The sequence below is a fragment of the Paraperibacillus marinus genome (assembly GCF_046237605.1).
GTDB classification, from domain to species: domain Bacteria; phylum Bacillota; class Bacilli; order Bacillales; family DSM-1321; genus Paraperibacillus; species Paraperibacillus marinus.
This window is the reverse complement of the sequence record NZ_CP143542.1, coordinates 2,647,827-2,665,757: the sequence shown is the minus strand read 5'-3', so window position 1 is coordinate 2,665,757 and position 17,931 is coordinate 2,647,827. Positions and strand designations below refer to the sequence as shown.

The 17,931-nt window shown below is 45.7% G+C and carries 14 protein-coding genes; 12 read left to right on the top strand and 2 right to left on the bottom strand.

Annotated elements, in window-relative coordinates; translation table 11 throughout:
- The first annotated feature begins 6 nt into the window (after positions 1–6).
- The 7 genes from V1498_RS13430 to V1498_RS13400 all read left to right on the top strand — a co-directional run bounded on the left by V1498_RS13430 (position 7) and on the right by V1498_RS13400 (position 8,861).
- Entirely contained in the window at positions 7–2,085 is a 2,079-nt protein-coding gene (locus tag V1498_RS13430; RefSeq protein WP_409294227.1) for a glycoside hydrolase family 3 N-terminal domain-containing protein, read from the top strand.
- Between the two features lie 19 nt (positions 2,086–2,104).
- On the top strand, positions 2,105–3,367 hold the full coding sequence (locus tag V1498_RS13425) for an exo-beta-N-acetylmuramidase NamZ domain-containing protein (RefSeq protein WP_409294226.1): 1,263 nt from the start codon (positions 2,105–2,107) through the stop codon (positions 3,365–3,367).
- 779 nt (positions 3,368–4,146) lie between these two features.
- Complete coding sequence (locus V1498_RS13420; protein ID WP_409294225.1) at positions 4,147–5,061, top strand: haloacid dehalogenase-like hydrolase; 915 nt, start codon at positions 4,147–4,149, stop codon at positions 5,059–5,061.
- A gap of 72 nt (positions 5,062–5,133) precedes the next feature.
- Positions 5,134–5,859 (top strand): DsbA family oxidoreductase, encoded by a 726-nt coding sequence (locus V1498_RS13415; RefSeq protein WP_409294224.1) that lies wholly within the window; start codon positions 5,134–5,136, stop codon positions 5,857–5,859.
- A gap of 107 nt (positions 5,860–5,966) precedes the next feature.
- Complete coding sequence (locus V1498_RS13410; protein ID WP_409294223.1) at positions 5,967–7,412, top strand: DEAD/DEAH box helicase; 1,446 nt, start codon at positions 5,967–5,969, stop codon at positions 7,410–7,412.
- 44 nt (positions 7,413–7,456) lie between these two features.
- Positions 7,457–7,609: a hypothetical protein gene (locus V1498_RS13405; RefSeq protein WP_409294222.1), complete on the top strand. Its 153-nt coding sequence runs from the start codon at positions 7,457–7,459 to the stop codon at positions 7,607–7,609.
- A gap of 265 nt (positions 7,610–7,874) precedes the next feature.
- Complete coding sequence (locus tag V1498_RS13400) at positions 7,875–8,861, top strand: aldo/keto reductase (protein WP_409294221.1); 987 nt, start codon at positions 7,875–7,877, stop codon at positions 8,859–8,861.
- Positions 8,862–9,175: 314 nt separating this feature from the next.
- Here V1498_RS13400 and katA read toward each other — a convergent pair whose 3' ends face one another.
- Both katA and V1498_RS13390 read right to left on the bottom strand, forming a co-directional pair.
- The gene (katA, locus tag V1498_RS13395; protein ID WP_409294220.1) at positions 9,176–10,630 is read right to left on the bottom strand and encodes a catalase KatA; all 1,455 of its coding nucleotides are present in this window, start codon (positions 10,628–10,630) and stop codon (positions 9,176–9,178) included.
- 882 nt (positions 10,631–11,512) lie between these two features.
- Positions 11,513–11,689 carry a hypothetical protein gene (locus tag V1498_RS13390; RefSeq protein ID WP_409294219.1) on the bottom strand — a complete coding sequence of 59 codons (177 nt, stop codon included), beginning with the start codon at positions 11,687–11,689 and terminating at the stop codon, positions 11,513–11,515.
- 292 nt (positions 11,690–11,981) lie between these two features.
- On the opposite strand from V1498_RS13390, the gene V1498_RS13385 reads away from it, so the two are divergent.
- The 5 genes from V1498_RS13385 (at position 11,982) to V1498_RS13365 (ending at position 17,588) form a co-directional block, all read left to right on the top strand.
- Positions 11,982–12,992 carry an ABC transporter ATP-binding protein gene (locus tag V1498_RS13385; protein WP_409294218.1) on the top strand — a complete coding sequence of 337 codons (1,011 nt, stop codon included), beginning with the start codon at positions 11,982–11,984 and terminating at the stop codon, positions 12,990–12,992.
- Positions 12,973–13,941: an ABC transporter ATP-binding protein gene (locus V1498_RS13380; protein WP_409294217.1), complete on the top strand. Its 969-nt coding sequence runs from the start codon at positions 12,973–12,975 to the stop codon at positions 13,939–13,941. The genes V1498_RS13385 and V1498_RS13380 overlap by 20 nt, the downstream gene beginning before the upstream one ends.
- Before the next feature lie 49 nt (positions 13,942–13,990).
- Entirely contained in the window at positions 13,991–15,595 is a 1,605-nt protein-coding gene (locus tag V1498_RS13375; protein ID WP_409294216.1) for an ABC transporter substrate-binding protein, read from the top strand.
- A gap of 73 nt (positions 15,596–15,668) precedes the next feature.
- Positions 15,669–16,673 (top strand): ABC transporter permease, encoded by a 1,005-nt coding sequence (locus V1498_RS13370; protein ID WP_409294215.1) that lies wholly within the window; start codon positions 15,669–15,671, stop codon positions 16,671–16,673.
- 12 nt (positions 16,674–16,685) lie between these two features.
- Positions 16,686–17,588, top strand: coding sequence for an ABC transporter permease (locus tag V1498_RS13365; RefSeq protein ID WP_409294214.1), 903 nt, complete (start codon positions 16,686–16,688; stop codon positions 17,586–17,588).
- Positions 17,589–17,931: the final 343 nt, after the last annotated feature.

The window sequence follows — 17,931 nt, the reverse complement described above, 5'->3', positions numbered from 1 at the left end:
AAGAGCATGACTAAAATGTTAAGAGTGTTCCTTGTTTTTTCTATTATATTCGGGCTGATCATCAGCGGCCTGCCAGGTACCGGCAGTGCGGCTTCGGGTAAAACAATAAAGAAAGATCGCAGCGGCCCGGATTTGATCATTGACCAGAATGTCCCGGAGCTCTCGAAGGCTGTTAAGGACAACAAGCTCGATTTGAACGCGCTTCATATTGGGACGGATGGCAGCTTTACCCTTGCTGCTGATACGCGGTGGAAATCAACAAATAAAAATGTCGCCAAGGTTGATGATGAAGGAGTGGTGACGTTTTCTGGACAAAACGGAAAAACCTTCATCTATGCAACGGACGGTCTGAAGGGTGACCGCATCGCCCTTCAGCATAAGCAGGATGGCATTCATGTTATCAAGGAAAAAGGCGCCCGTTACAGGATCCTTGACAAGGCAGTCAGCCATATGACCCTGAAAGAAAAAGTCGGACAGATGCTGATGCCTGATTTCAGAACATGGAAGGGGCAAAATGTCACCGCCATGCTTCCGGAAATCGAGAAGCTTGTGAAGGAATACCATCTTGGAGGAGTTATCCTGTTCAGAGAGAATGTTGTAACAACCGAACAGACTACAAGACTTGTGGATGCCTATAAACAGGCAGCGGAAAAATTTGGCCTTCTTGTGACGATCGACCAGGAAGGCGGAATCGTGACCCGCCTGCAGTCCGGGACGGATATGCCGGGCAGTATGGCGCTTGGTGCAGCACGTTCTGAAGAACTTTCAGAAAAAGTGGGAACAGCAATCGGGGAAGAATTGAGTTCCCTTGGAATCAATATGAACCTGGCTCCAAGTCTGGATGTTAATAATAATCCGGATAATCCGGTCATCGGCGTGCGATCTTTCGGCGAGGACCCTGAACTCGTAGCAAAAATGGGCATGTCCTATATCAAGGGTCTCCAGAAGACAGGCACAGCTGCTACAGCCAAGCATTTTCCGGGTCACGGGGATACGGCGGTAGATTCGCATTTAGGGCTGCCAGAAGTGCCGCATGATCTGGACCGCCTGAAAAAAGTGGAACTCTATCCATTTCAGCAGGCGATGGATGCCGGAATTGATGCGGTCATGACAGCTCATGTCACATTCCCGAAAATCGACGATACAAAAGCGATTTCCAAAAAGGATGGAACAGAAATTGCGATCCCGGCAACTCTTTCTCCAAAAGTGCTCACAGGCTTGATGAGGGAAGAAATGGGCTACAAAGGGGTCATCATCACGGATGCTATGAATATGCAGGCAATCAGCGACCATTTCGGAGCAGTAGATGCCGCAATCCGGACGGTCAAGGCCGGAACGGATATTGTATTGATGCCGGTAGGGCTTGAATCGGTTGCGGGCGGTCTATATGAGGCCGTCAAATCAGGTGAAATCACGGAAGAGAGAATTGAGACTTCTGTAAAACGCATCCTGACCCTCAAGCTGAACAGAGGAATCATTAAGGCGGAAAAAGAAAAAAGTGTGGATGAAAAGATCCAGAATGCACTGCGTATAGTCGGATCGCCGGAACATAAGGCAGTAGAAAGAGAAGCGGCGGCTAAATCCATCACTCTCGTAAAAAACAACGGAGTCCTGCCGGTAAAGGCAGCGGCGGAAGACAAGATTGCTGTCATCGGCAATACGTATCTTACGGAGCTTGCCGGAGAAGTTAAAAAGCATCATGGAAATGTTACGGTTGTAACAGCATCAAAGCCTCTTACAGAGGCACAGCTTGCAAGCATCAAGGATGCAAAATACATCATCCTCGGCACTGTCACATCAACGGTGTCAGGCAGGTCTCCTAACAGCGACCAGATGAAGCTCGCAAACCAGCTTGTGGGTCTGGATGTACCTGTTATTGGGGCCGGAATCCGCAACCCATATGATATTATGTCCTATCCGGGAGCAGATGCCTATCTTGTCCAATACAGCTTCAGGAATGCAAGCTTTGAGGCGCTCGCCAATACAATCTTTGGTAAGAACAATCCTTCCGGTAAGCTTCCAGTGACGATTTATGATGCTGCCGGACAGGTGCTGTATGGATACGGACACGGCTTGACTTATTAAGCGAGGGGGAGGAAAAGACATGAAAAAATGGCTGGCCGGTGTTGCTGCACTTCTTTTAATGCTTTCCGTCTTTACAGGTGCAGTTGCCGATAATAATAAACATGAAAAAGGAAAAAAGCATGGGAAATTCCGCCTTGGGGTTGATGTGCTTCTTCAGGATAAAATGAATCTGCTGAAGGGAAAACGGGTCGGATTGATCACAAATCCCACAGGAGTCGATCAGGAGGTAACAAGCATTGTCGACAGAATGTCACAGCATCCTGATGTCAATCTGACGGCGCTTTACGGCCCGGAGCACGGGGTAAGGGGAAGCGCGCAGGCAGGACAGTATGTAGAATCGTACACAGACCCTAAAACAGGTCTTCCGGTATACAGCCTATATGGCAAAACAAAGAAGCCGACACCGGAAATGCTCGAGGATATCGATGTTCTTGTTTTCGATATTCAGGATGTGGGCACAAGATTTTATACGTATATCTATACGATGGCGCTGGCAATGGAAGCGGCAAAAGAAAATAACAAGGAAATCATCGTCCTCGACAGGCCCAATCCGCTTGGCGGCGAAAAAGTGGAAGGGCCGGTGCTGGAAGATAAATATTCTTCCTTTGTCGGGGAGTACGAAATTCCGGTAAGACATGGGATGACAGTAGGCGAGCTTGCCCTGTTATTCAACAAGGAATTTAAGATCGGGGCAAATCTTACAGTTGTGAAAATGGATGGCTGGAAGCGCGATACGTATTATGATGAAACCCCGCTGAAATGGGTGCTTCCATCCCCTAACATGCCGACTCTCGAAACCGCTGTTGTCTATCCGGGCGCAGCCTTGATTGAAGGAACAAACATCTCTGAAGGAAGAGGGACCACCAAGCCGTTTGAATTGATCGGTGCACCGTTCATTAATGGGGACAGCCTGGCGGAAAAGCTGAATGCCCTGGATCTTCCGGGCGTACAGTTCAGGTCAGCTTCCTTCATCCCAACTTTCTCGAAGCATATGAATGTACTATCGCACGGCATCCAGATCCATGTAACCAATATGGACGCTTATAAGCCATTCGAAACAGGCGTGCATATCGTTAAGACGATCCATGATATGTATCCTGACCAATTCCAGTTCAGGGCCCCAAATTCTGCAGGCATTTCATTCTTTGATAACCTGACAGGAACAGGAGCGATCCGCCAGGGCATCGAAGAAGGAAAGACCGTCGAACAGATGCAGAACAACTGGAAGCAGGGACTTGACGAGTTCAAGAAGCTTCGCAAACAGTATTTGCTTTATAAGTAAGAAAGGACGGCTTCCAGATGGAAGCCGTTTTCTTACTATTTTGGGAAGTTTCTTATAAAGGCTGCTTTTTAGGGATGTTTTTGTATAGAGTGCGGCTGTTGAATAAGAGAGTTGATTTCCGCTGCAGGCACTCGCGGACCTTAGGGGCGGGCGCTGAGCCTCATCGGCTTTGCCTGCGGGGTCTCACCTGTCCCGCTGCTCCCGCATTGAAAAGCGGAAAGCGGTGCCTGCCTAATAAAACTTATTTATACCTCAATGTCCATGTAGGTGGTTTGAAACTGTCACTAATATGGCAGGCAGAGACCCGACAAGCATAAGACGATTCGACTGTGGGGAGTGCTTTTCTCCACATAGACAGATTGGCTTATGACTCGAGGGTCTCAGTTTGGAGCTGGAACAGGAGTCTCGCGCCTTACGCTCCAATCAACTTGTTTAAAAATAATTGCCTTACAAACCTCATTCAAAAACAAAAACCTTTTGGAAAACAGCCGTTCTTTAAACAGCTGCTTCTAATGAGTTCTGTAGGTGGAATGCATTTTTTTAAAACCAGATTTATCAGAGCGGGAGCTTCTAGACTCCTAATCCTCTCAAGCTTAAGAATCTTGAGTCATAAGCCAAGCTTAAGAGGTTCTCCCCCCGCTCCCTCGGAAAGAGTTCCCTTAAGCAACATTATGTTTGTGAAAACTGTCTCTAGAAAAGGGCCGGATTCTTTGCAGTGCGGTCAAAAAGAAAATACAATGGATGCAGGATGAGAGCGAATACTTAAAAGGGGGATTATCATGAAACGATTACTGGACTGTACAGCATCTGATTTTGCCGGAATGAATGGACAGCAATTGAAGCAGTCAATACTTGCATCAGAAGGGAGGGTCCTGGTATCCGAGGTTATAGGTGCTGTCACACCTTTTTACCCGGCAGTCACAAATGGAGAGCTCGCTGCTTCCTTTGGTGCGGATCTGCTCCTGCTGAATCTGTTTGACGTGAACAGCCCTGTCATAAACGGGCTGGAAGGTGAGCCGCAGGAATTGGTCAAAAAATTTAAAGCACTCACAGGTCGTCCGGTAGGCCTGAATTTGGAACCAGTAGACGAGAAGGCGGAAAGACTTGAAAAGCTGGATACACTGCCGGAAGGGCGAACATCTTCCCAGGCTTCACTGAAGCGTGCAAAAGAGCTGGGCTTTGACTTTGTATGTCTGACAGGGAACCCGAAGACAGGGGTGACCAACCCGGAAATTTTAGCCGCCATCAAGAATGCAAGACAAATTTTGGGGAACGATGCCTTGATCATCGCCGGGAAGATGCATGGTGCAGGAGTTGCCGGAGAAACGGGCGGAAGCATCATAAACAGTGAAGTGCTCGGTTCCTTTGTGGATGCCGGCGCTGATATTATCCTCATTCCATCTCCTGGTACAGTGCCGGGCTTCACGGTTGAAAAAACAGCAGGTTTTGTGGATGAAGTCCACGCCAGGGGTGCACTTGTCATCCTCACAACGGGGACAAGCCAGGAAGGCGCTGATGAGGATACCATCAAAAAAATCGCCCTTTACAGCAAAATGGCGGGGGCAGACCTTTATCATATCGGGGATGCAGGTGCCTCAGGGATGGCCCTTCCGGAAAATATCATGGCCTATTCCGTCGCCATCCGCGGCAAACGACATACATACACCAGGATGGCTGCGTCAGTCAGGCGCTGATGAGCATTTTATGGATGAATCGAAAGGCCCTTGTGATACGATAAGGGGTATCTTGATAAAAGAGGTGAGAGTATGAAAATTGAAGTATGGTCAGATTTTGTCTGCCCGTTTTGTTATATAGGAAAAAGACGTCTGGAGGAAGCACTGTCAGCTTTTCCAAACCGTGAGAGCGTTGAAGTGGAATTCAAAAGCTTCGAACTCGATCCAAATGCCGAGAAGTTTTCCGGAAGGAGCATTCACGAAGCACTCGCCCTTAAATATGGCATGAGCGTGGAACAGGCAAGGGAAGCAAATGCGGGTCTTGGTAAGCAGGCTGCAGAAGCAGGCCTCCAATTTAACTTTGAAGACATGAAGCCGACCAATACCTTTGACGCCCACAGGCTTGCCAAGCTCGGCAAGACGATTGGACGGGAGGCTGAGGTTACGGAAGCGCTACTTCAAGCTTATTTCATTGATTCAAAAGACCTCGGTAACCTTGAAGTTCTCGCAGATATTGCGGAAGCCTCAGGTATTGACAGAGAGCAGGCTATAAAGGTGCTCGAGGACAAAAATGCGCATGGCAATGAAGTGCGTATTGATGAAGCGCTTGCCCAGCAGTATGGAGTAACAGGCGTCCCATTTTTCGTCATCAATCAGAAATATGCTATTTCAGGAGCGCAGCCAGTCTCAACCTTCAGCAATGCGCTTGAGAAGGTATGGCTTGAAGAAAATCCTGCGCCGAAGCTCCAGGATATTGGCGGGAATTCTGATGCATTTTGCGCAGACGGATCCTGCACACTGCCGGATAATAAAGAGTAATAAAGGGGAGCGGTTCTTGCCGCTCTCTTTTTTTCTGTGGATTATAAAGACCGGAGAGGGTATGCTTACGTATATACATAAATTACAGCCAAGAATGAGGTTTATAAATGAACACTAACACATTTTCACATTTCCATATAAGCGAAGAGATCCAGCGGGCATTGGCCGGCCTTGGATACAAGGAACCGACCAGGGTGCAGAGCGAGGTTATACCGGCAGCCCTCGAGGGGCGGGATCTCGTGGTTAAATCCCAGACAGGCAGCGGAAAAACAGCAGCTTTCGGAATACCGCTCTGTGAGCTGGTGAGCTGGGAAGAAAACAGGCCGCAGGCACTCGTGCTGACACCAACCAGGGAGCTGGCGGTCCAAATTAAAGAAGATTTGACCAATATTGGCCGATATAAGCGGATCCATGCGGCAGCCGTTTACGGAAAGTCCCCGTTTGAGCGCCAGAAGCTCGCCCTGAAGCAGAAGACCCATGTAGTGGCAGGAACGCCGGGCCGGGTTCTCGATCACATTCAAAAAGGGACACTTTTAACTGACAAGATCAGGTACCTGGTCATAGACGAGGCAGATGAAATGCTGAATATGGGTTTCATCGAACAGGTTGAAGCGATCATTAAAGAACTTCCTGCCGAGAGAGTTACCATGCTGTTTTCGGCCACACTGCCCGAAGATATTGAAGGGCTGGCAAGGAAATATATGAAGAAACCGGCCGAGATCGAGATTGAGTCAGCAGGAACTGCCCGCAATAAAATTGAGCATGTGCTCATCAAGGTCAATGAAGATGAAAAACTTTCGGTGCTGAAAAGGATCACCATAATAGAAAACCCTGACAGCTGCATCATGTTCTGCAGAACACAGGAGAGAGTGAATGAGCTGTTCAGCCAGCTGGAAAGCTCCGGCTATCCGGCAGACAAAATTCATGGAGGCATGATCCAGGAAGACCGCTTTGCCGTCATGGATGATTTCCGGCGCGGACACTTCAGGTATCTGGTGGCGACAGATGTAGCCGCAAGGGGGATTGATATCGAAAATATCAGCCTGGTCATTAACTATGACCTCCCGCTCGAAAAGGAGAGTTATGTTCACCGGACTGGAAGAACAGGCCGGGCCGGGAAAGCAGGGAAGGCCATCAGTCTTATGACCGAACGGGAAGAGCGGCTTGCCGGAGAAATTGAAGAGTATATCGGCTTCTCCCTCACAAGGTCCGCATTGCCGGATGAACAGGCGGTGCAGGACGCCCGGGAAGCTTTCACCGCAAAGCTCAATGAACGGCCACAGCTGAAAAAAGATAAAAGCGAAGAGCTGAATAAAGATATCATGAAGCTATATTTTAACGGCGGCAAAAAGAAAAAGCTGAGGGCAGTCGACTTCGTCGGCACCATTGCCAAACTGCCCGGAATCCGCGCAGAGGATATCGGCATCATCACCATCCAGGAAAACGTAACATATGTAGAAATCCTGAACGGAAAAGGACCGGCTGTCCTCCAGGCCATGAAATCAACCACCATCAAGGGTAAGCAGCTCAAGGTTCACAAAGCCAAAAAATAATAAGCCAAGCACCCTTTGGGCATCTTAATCCAGAGGTGGTAAACATGACAGATAACAGGCCGGTATCCTATCAGCAGACACTCGGCACCAAAACACAGCGCGCCCGGGAGCTTCCTGAAGGCTACGATCTATCTGCTTTTGATGAAGACAACGCTGAAAACCCGACGAGAAGAGAAGAAAAGGAGAGGCAGCAGTAAATGCTGTCTTTTTTTTGATGAATGTTGTAACTAATCTTGAGTGGAAAAGGGCTTCATCCCCGATGAAGACCTTTTCGTGATGGATCCACAGTTTAAAAGTCCTTCATCCCACCTCATACAGACCTTTTGGTGATTAATCCAGAGCTTAAAAGTCTTTCATACTCCTGATGAAATTGTTTTTTGACAGGCAGGGGAGGGAATAGAAGAGAGTCTGTTGATAGAAAAAATCCATGGAAGATTTGATTACAAAGAGAGGGGCAGTAATATGAAGAAGAGAAAACTTGGGGCAGCCGGGCTAGAGGTATCTGCTCTAGGCCTTGGATGCATGGGCATGTCTGACTTTTACAGCGGCCAGGATGATGAGGAGTCGATCAAGACGATACACAGGGCGATAGAGCTAGGGGTGAATTTTTTAGATACGGCGGATATGTACGGCGTAGGCAAGAATGAGGAGCTGCTTGGAAAAGCACTGAAAGGCAAGAGGGATGGAGTGGTGCTTGCTACCAAATTCGGCAATGTAAGGGGAGAGGACGGCAGCTTCAAGGGCGTGAACGGCAGGCCGGAATATGTGAAAAAAGCCTGTGAAGACAGCCTTAGGCGTTTAGGTGTGGATCATATCGACTTGTATTATCAGCACCGTGTTGATCCCGATACACCGATCGAGGAGACGATCGGGGCCATGTCGGATCTTGTGAAAGAAGGCAAGGTGCGGTATCTGGGCATGTCGGAGGCAGCACCGGATACCATCCGTGTGGCGAACAGAGTCCACCCTATCACGGCCCTGCAGACAGAATACTCTCTATGGAGCCGGGATATCGAGGATGAAATTCTGCCGGTGGTCCGTGAGCTGCGCATTGGCTTTGTGCCGTACAGTCCGCTCGGCCGCGGCTTTTTAACCGGACAGATTCAGCAGTTTGAAGACCTGGCTGAAGATGATTACCGCCGTCATTCCCCGCGTTTCCAGGGTGAGAACTTTGATAAAAACATCCAACTTGTTCAGAGGATCAAGGAAATTGCCCAGGATAAGGGAGTAGAGGCATCCCAGCTTGCCCTGGCATGGCTGCTGGCACAAGGGGAAGATATCGTGCCTATCCCTGGAACGAAGAGAAGAAAGTATCTGGAAGAAAATATTGCGGCTGCTGAGATCACACTGACCGATGAGGAACTGCGGCAAATTGATGCCGCCGCCCCGATGGGTGCAGCAAGCGGGCTCAGGTATGATGTGAATGCAATGAAATCTGTAAATCTATAATAGTAAAAAGAACTGTTTCGCAAGTTTATTAATAGACCCGGGAGAAATTTAACGGGTTAATGCTCCGGCGATTCTGACTCCTCTGACAGAAGCTTGCATTTTTTTAGAATAGAAGTCGGCAAGTGAGGTTGCTTGTATTGGAAGGAAAATTAGAAGAGTTTAAAATTATAATTGCAAAACAATGGATAACGATTTAAAACTGACAGAAACACTGAAAATATTCTGTTTTTTGCAGAATCATTTTTTTATTCCTGCCTGGAATAGAGGTAAATTAAAGAAGAGGGTTTCCATACATACGGATACCCTCTTTGTTATTATATATTCTGATGGATGCTGATCCCTAGACCCTCAGCCACTCGTGCACCATACTCCGGGTCTGCTTTCATAAAGTGCTGGATCTGCCTCACTTTTATTTCCTCAAGGGCGACAGGCTTCATGGCATTTACCACATTCCGGATCAGGCGGGTGCGCTCATCAGCGTTCAAGAGGCGGTAGAGATCGCCTGCCTGGGTATAGTGATCATTGCGGTCATAGGAGGAGCTGTCGGCAAAGCCTGAAACCGGATGCGGGGCAGGCTTGTTCTCGGCTGTTTCGGACGGCCCTCCGAAGCTGTTCGGCTCGTAATAGACTGATCCTCCGCCATTGTTGTCAAATCTCATCTGGCCGTCTCGCTGATAGTTATTCACATCGGACTTTGGACGGTTGATCGGAAGGGCATTAGCATTGGCCCCCACCCGGTAGCGATGGGCATCGGCATAAGCAAACAATCTTCCCTGCAGCATCTTGTCCGGGGAAACCTCCACACCAGGAATCAATGTGCCGGGAGAGAAGGCTGCCTGCTCAACTTCTGCAAAATAATTTTCAGGGTTGCGGTCAAGCACCATCTGGCCGACTTCTATCAGCGGATAGTCCTTCTGAGACCAAACCTTAGTTACATCGAAAGGATCAAAACGATAGGTATCTGCATCCTGGAGCGGCATGATCTGCACATAAAGCTTCCATGCCGGGAAATCACCCGCTTCTATCGCATTGAATAAATCCTCGGTATGATAATCCGGATTTTCACCCGCAATTTGCGCGGCTAAGTCGACGTCGAGGTTCTTGATTCCCTGTTCGGTTTTGAAGTGATACTTTACCCAGACTCCTTCGCCGCTTTCATTCACCCATTTAAAGGTGTGGCTGCCGAAACCATGCATATGGCGAAGCGTTGCAGGAATTCCTCTGTCAGACATCAGGATGGTTACCTGATGCAGGGATTCCGGGGAGAGTGACCAAAAATCCCATACAGCAGTCGGATTTTTAAGATGTGTTTTTGGATCTCTTTTTTGAGTATGTATAAAGTCAGGGAATTTAATCGCATCGCGGATAAAGAATACGGGAGTATTGTTGCCGACGATGTCATAGTTTCCTTCTTCTGTATAAAACTTCACCGCAAAGCCGCGCGGATCCCTTACTGTATCAGCAGAACCAAGCTCCCCTGCCACAGTCGAGAAGCGGATGAACAGAGGTGTTCGTTTTCCGGTTCCATTGAAGACTTTTGCCTTTGTGTAGGCAGACATATCATTTGTCACTTCAAAATAGCCATGCGCCCCAGCACCCTTCGCATGCACCACACGCTCAGGCACCCGCTCACGGTTGAAATGCGCTAGTTTCTCAAGGAGATGCACATCCTGAATGAGAGTAGGACCGCGGTGACCGGCCGTCTGGGAGTTCTGGTTATCCCCGACAGGAGCACCCCAGCTTGTGGTTAAACGATTATTAGTTGTCAATAAAATCCCCGCCTTTATCTATTTTTTTCTTGCGATGATTAAATATTATCATCTTTTAATTAAAAATCAATACTTAATTATAATTATTATAAATAAATCGAATCGACTTTAAAAAACAGACAGAATTCCGGCCTGTAACTCCACTGTGAGGTATTTTTTTACAATCTGTTATCTTTAGGTATTCTCATGTGTAATCCTTAATGAGAAAATTCGGCTGTAGAGGAAAATGTGAATGTCCAACAACAAAGAATATCTGTAAAAGAATGTATTCAGACTGGTGTTACCAAAACGGGGGGGTTGATTTGAAGAATCGAGCATTACCGGGCACTGGAAACTAAAGCCACATATTTACGGTAACTTATAATTGGCAAGGTCGAAATAATGAAAAACAACTGGTTTCAGAAATTAAAACCTCTTTTGATAACCGTAATAGTTCTAATCGTTCTTTATTTTGCGGGTTGTTATATACTCGATAAACTATTCGGAGATATGTGTGGAAACGAGATTGTTCAAAAGCTACCATCACCGAATGGAGAAAGTGGCTTATATTTTTCAGCGAGATTGTGGTGCTGCAACAGGGACATCATATCAGTTATCGCTTTTGGATCCGGATGAGGAACTTCCAAATAAATCGAGAAACCTTACCAACGTTTTCATACTAAAAGAGCCTCTAAAATCGATGCTCTTTTTTGTGCTTTTATACTTTTTTAATAGTCAAACCATTTGTCGAAACGGATGAGGTAATAGATGTTTTTATTACAAAACTCCCCATCAAGAGAACCTGTTACTTTAAAGTGTGGTCTTTATAAAAATGAGGGGTTTGCTAAGCCGTTTAATAAAAACCTGAAATGTTGCGTAAATTAAAAGGATAGAGAAAGTTTTCTACCTTTGTTCTTTTTGTTCTTTCTCTTTTAAGTAGTTTTCAACAGCCTCGGTTACTTTATCAGTCTTGGGAGTATTGGGAACAACCTTTGAAAGTCTTTTATTCATTTCATTAAGCCGGGACAGTCCTCTAAACAAAGAGCCCGCAACAACGCCAAAAGCAAGGATGCCACCCATCAAATGACCCATCGTAAAAGATTGATAATGCCAAATACAAACTCAATCCCCCTTGTAATCTAGGCGGCTGAAAAAGCTTTTTCTGCATTGAATAATAATTAATCAAGTTTTTTCGGGCGTAAAATAAAAAAACAGTCGATTTCCTTATGGAATCGACTGTTTTTTGTTTTTTGAGTAAAAGAAAACCGGAAAGACTTCAAATTATTCCAATTAAATATTGTTAAGTAATCAGAAAAATGTCATAATTCAATCATATTCTATCAATTACATATATCCCCAAGAGAAAGGAGTTATGTCCTTGAACAAACCAATCATAGAAGTGAAAGAGCTGAAAACCAGCTTTCGGACGGATGAAGCTGAAGTACCTGTAGTAAACGGAATTAGTTTTCACATTAATCCTGGGGAGATCCTCGGTATAGTGGGAGAATCCGGCTGCGGGAAAAGCATTACCTCCTTATCAATCATGGGCCTTGTTCCTTCACCCTCCGGAAAGGTTGAAGGAGAAATTCTTTTTAAGGGAGAAAACCTTGCTGATGCCCCGGAATCCCGAATGAGAAAGATTCGCGGGAATGACATTGCAATGATTTTCCAGGAACCGATGACCAGCTTAAATCCAGTGTTTACAATTGGCGAGCAGTTAATTGAATCTATAAGAATACATAGAAAATGGAATAAAAAAATGGCTGAAGCCAGGGCTGTAGAGATGCTTAGGCTTGTCGGCCTGCCAAGAGCCGAGGACCTGATCAGGGAATATCCCCACCAGCTCTCAGGGGGAATGAGACAGCGTGTGATGATAGCCATGGCTATGATCTGCGACCCGGCACTATTAATAGCTGATGAACCAACAACCGCACTCGATGTAACGATACAGGCACAAATTCTGGAGCTGATGAAGAAATTAAATAAAGAAACAGAGACAGCCATCATGATGATCACCCATGACCTAGGTGTAGTGGCTGAAATTTGTGAACGTGTAGCAGTGATGTATTCAGGGCGAATTGTGGAAGAAGCGGATGTTAGAACTATTTTCCAGGATCCAAAACATCCCTATACGATCGGCCTGATTCAATCTGTACCTGATATGAGGGATAAAAAAGAACGATTATACTCCATACCCGGCAATGTACCAAAGCCCGGCGCTGCCAAGCCCGGCTGCCCATTTGCACCCCGCTGTGCCCATGCGATGGAGAAGTGCGTAACCAAAACTCCTTCGCTGAAAAGTTTAAACGATGGCCAGAAAGTCAGGTGCTGGCTGTATGAGGATGGAAAAGGAGTAAAGCTGAATGACACAGCCATTAGTTAAGGTAGAAAACTTAAAGAAACACTTCCCGATCAGAGGAGGACTTCTGGGCAAGACAATTGGTGAAGTAAAAGCGGTTGATGGAATTTCATTTTTTATCAATAAAGGTGAGACGCTTGGACTTGTAGGTGAAAGCGGCTGCGGGAAATCTACAACCGGCCGGATGCTGCTTAGGCTGTTAGACCCGAGTGAAGGGAAAATATTTTTTGAGGGAACAGATATTACGGAGCTGCCGGCTGCTGATATGAGAAAGATGCGGCGTGAAATGCAGATGGTTTTTCAGGATCCATATGCATCGCTAAACCCAAGGCATACTGTAAGCAAAATACTCGAGGAACCATTAATCGTTCATGGTGTGAAGGATAAGGCTGAACGGAAAAAACGGGTCAATGAATTACTTCAGATTGTAGGTCTCAGCAGCTATCATTCCAATCGTTACCCACATCAGTTCAGCGGCGGTCAGAGGCAGAGAATCGGGATTGCCCGTGCGCTTGCAGTAAACCCCAAATTAATCATTGCAGATGAGCCAGTCTCGGCTCTCGACGTTTCTATTCAATCACAGGTCCTGAATCTTTTGCAGGATTTGCAGAAAGAATTCGACCTGACATACCTTTTTATCGCTCATGACCTGGGAGTAGTCCGGCATATCAGCGACCGAGTGGGTGTGATGTATCTCGGCCATATTGTAGAGCTTGCAGATAGTGAAGATATTTACAGCAGCCCTAAGCACCCATATACACAAGCGTTATTATCGGCGGTTCCTATACCTGATGTCGAGCATAAAAAAGAAAGAATCATCCTGCAAGGGGATGTGCCGAGTCCAGCAAACCCGCCAAAAGGCTGTCCGTTCCATACAAGGTGCCCTAAGGTGATGGATATATGCAGCACTTCAAGGCCGATTTTCAAACAAGTTAGTCCCGGTCATTATACAGCCTGTCATTTATATGAATGACAGTAAGTATATATATTAAGTACCATCATTTCAAAGGGGGATAAGAAATATGAAAAAGAGTTTATGGTATGTATTTGCCTGTCTGCTTGTTTTTTCACTTGTACTGTCCGGCTGTAGTTCTTCAAAAAGCAGCAGCGGTGAAAAAGGCGGCAGCGGTAAAAAAGAATACACCCTTATTTATGGACGGGGCGGTGATTCGACAGCTCTTGATCCGGCTGTGACAACAGAGGGAGAATCCTTTATTGTTACGGAACAGATTTTTGAAAATCTAGTAACTTATGGGAAAGATAATACTGAAATAGAACCATCACTTGCGAAATCCTGGGAAATTTCACCGGATGCCCTGACTTATACTTTTACCTTAAATGAAGGAATTAAGTTCCATGATGGAACGGACTTTAATGCAGAAGCGGTTGTAAAAAACTTTCAGCGCTGGGCAAAAAGCAAAGATGAGGCAAAATTTGCTTACTATCCTTCTATGTTTGGCGGATTTGAAGGTGATGAAGGCCACGTAATTAAAGAAGTAAAAGCGGTTGATGAAAAAACTGTAGAATTTACTCTGACACGCCCTCAAGCTCCGTTCTTGAAAAATCTGGCGATGAGCCCTTTTGCTATTGCAAGCCCAACTGCATTTGAAAAAGATGGGGACAATTTCACAAAAAATCCTGTTGGTACAGGTCCTTTTAAATTCAAATCTTGGAAAAAGAATGACACGATTGAAGTGGTAAAGAACGATAAATACTGGAAAAAGGGACTGCCTAAGCTTGCCGGTGTTAAGTTCAAGGTCATAAAGGATAACTCAGCCCGCTTAAATGCAGTGATTAAAGGTGAAATTGACTTGATGGATGGCTTAAATCCAAGTGATATGCCTAAAGTCAAAAAGGACAGCAAACTGCAGTTATTTGAGCGTCCGTCTATGAACGTCGGCTATTTCGGATTTAATACAGAGAAAGAACCGTTTAATAAAAAAGAGGTCCGCCAGGCAATCAGCCATCTAATCAACAAGCAGGATATTATTACAAACTTCTTTGAAGGTACAGCAGAGCCGGCTAAAAATCCAATGCCGCCTTCAATCAGCGGATACAATGACGACATTCAGGATTATGAATATAGCGTAGAAAAGGCAAAAGAACTGCTGAAAAAGGCAGGGCTTGAAAAAGGGTTTAAAATGGACCTATGGGCTATGCCAGTACCACGTCCGTATATGCCTTCCGGTCAAAAAGTTGCTGAAGCTATACAGGCAAGCCTCAAACAAGTGAATATCGATGCAAAGATTGTGACGTTTGAGTGGGGCACATATCTTGAGAAGGTTCAAGCAGGTGAAGCACCAACATTTATGCTTGGCTGGACAGGAGATAATGGAGATGCCGATAACTTCCTTTATACATTACTTGATAAAGATACGATTGGATCAAATAACTATGCCCGTTACAGCAATGAACAAGTTCATAAATTGCTGGTAGAAGCGCAGTCTACTGCAGATGAGAATAAACGTAATGAATTGTACCAAAAGGCACAAGTCATTATTCATGAAGATGCTCCTTGGGTTCCGCTTGTTCATTCTAAGCCGCAGCTGGCTGGTTCGAGCAGCATTAAGGGATTTGTTCCGCATCCAACTGGGTCTCAATCCTTCGTAGACGTTTCTGTAGACTAATTAAGTGGATCAGGGAGTATGGATCTCTTCATACTCCCTGATCTTATGATGTTTTAGGAAGAGGTGAGCGGATATGTTCTCATACACGATACGGCGGTTAACTGCACTTATTCCAGTCCTGCTCGGAATGATTTTCATAGTATTTATGATGATTCGCGCCATACCCGGCAATCCAGCCCAAATTATATTAGGCCAGCAGGCAACTAAAGAAGCCATGGCGGCTTTAACCAAGGAGCTTGGCCTGGACAGGCCCTGGCCCACTCAATTTTGGGAATATTTATCCGGAATTTTCACGGGTGATTTAGGAGTTTCATTAAAATCAAGAGTACCGATCTCTGAGGAAATATGGCCATATCTTGCGGCTACCATTGAACTGTCATTAGTGGCGATGCTGATCGCCATCGTGATAGGGGTTAATGCAGGAATCATTTCCGCTTGGTTCCAAAACTCCTGGTTTGACTACGTGGCAATGGTCGTCGCGCTGATTGGTGTTTCTATGCCGATCTTCTGGCTGGGATTAATGGAGCAATACATAGTTGCCATTCAATGGGACCTGCTGCCAACAACAGGAAGGGATAATATACGAGATCCTGTTGAGGCTGTTACTAATTTTTATTTAATTGATTCGTTATTGAACAATAGATTTGATCAATTTATCGAAGTTATTAGACATTTAATTCTCCCGGGTATAGCACTTGGAACCATCCCGATGGCGATTATTGCCCGAATGACCCGGTCGTCCATGCTTGAGGTCATGAGATCGGATTACATACGGACAGCCCGGGCGAAAGGGATGAAAATGTTCTGGGTAGTGTACAAACATTCATTAAAGAACGCATTAATTCCGGTAGTTACTGTAATAGGACTGCAGACTGGCCTTCTTCTTGGAGGAGCTATATTAACTGAAACGATATTCGGCTGGCCTGGCATAGGTACTTATATATACGAAGCTATATCCTACCGTGATTATCCCGTGATCCAATCTGGTATTCTTGTAGTGGCGGCCATATTCGTACTAATCAATCTGGTGGTTGACCTGCTGTATGCAGCGATTGATCCAAGAATCAAGTATAAATAGGAGGGAATAAAGATGGCAGAACTTGCACACAGCACTCCTCCCGCGGTTCCTCCTCCACTAGCTGAGGAGCAGGCAGTATCCCCCTGGAAAGAGGCTTGGAAAAGCTTTAGAAAAAATAAGCTGGCCATTGTTGGATTATCGATTGTTCTATTTTTTATATTAATCGCTTTGTTCGCCGATTTCATCGCACCATATGAATTCGCTGACCAGAAACTTGCGGACAAGCATCTGCCTCCATCATCAGAGCATCTCTTTGGTACAGACCAATTTGGGAGAGACATCCTAAGCCGTGTTATTTATGGAGCCAGGATATCACTTGGGGTAGGATTCATCTCTGTTGCCGGCTCTGTAATTGTAGGTTCATTTCTAGGCATCATTGCTGGTTATTATGGGAAATGGGTAGATACTATTATTTCCCGATTTTTTGATATTCTACTTGCTTTCCCAAGTATTCTGCTTGCTATAGCAGTAGTGGCAGTCCTTGGGCCGTCATTGCGAAATGCATTGATTGCCATTGCTATTATCAATGTTCCAACCTTTGGACGCCTGCTCAGGTCAAGGGTGCTTACCGTTAAAGAAGAAGAATACATAACCGCTGCAAAAGCCATAGGAATGACGGACAGCCGGATACTGATCCATCACATCCTGCCAAACAGCCTTGCTCCAATCATTGTGCAAGGCACGCTGGCAATTGCAACAGCTATCATTGAAGCTGCTGCATTGGGATTCTTAGGGATGGGAGCCCAGCCGCCTGCACCTGAATGGGGAAAAATGCTGGCGGACTCACGTGAGTTTATCCTTGATGCCCCTTGGACCGTATTATTTCCCGGACTGGCTATTATGCTTACCGTATTAGGCTTTAACTTAATGGGCGACGGCTTAAGGGATGCCCTGGATCCAAGAATGAAAAACTAATAGATAAAAAAACAGCTTTTTAACGAAGGCACTAAAAAGTACTTAAAAAAGGTAGAAATTCTCATTTGAGAGTATCTACTTTTTTTATTTTATGATGAAAGAAAAATTCACAGCTAAAACAACATCAGATGCTGTAGAACATGTCTTGAAGGAAAAAGCGAAGGAACGCTATAAGATTGAGGCAAAGAATAGTGAGTTAAAACATAGACATGGGTATAATGCAGCAAAATCCTCGGGTCTAATTGGCATGGAAGCTGACATTAAGGCGAAGGGGCCGACATATCAACATGTTTAAACAAGTCATTCGTAGTAAAGCGCTAATCCATGTATAATAGGTATGCAT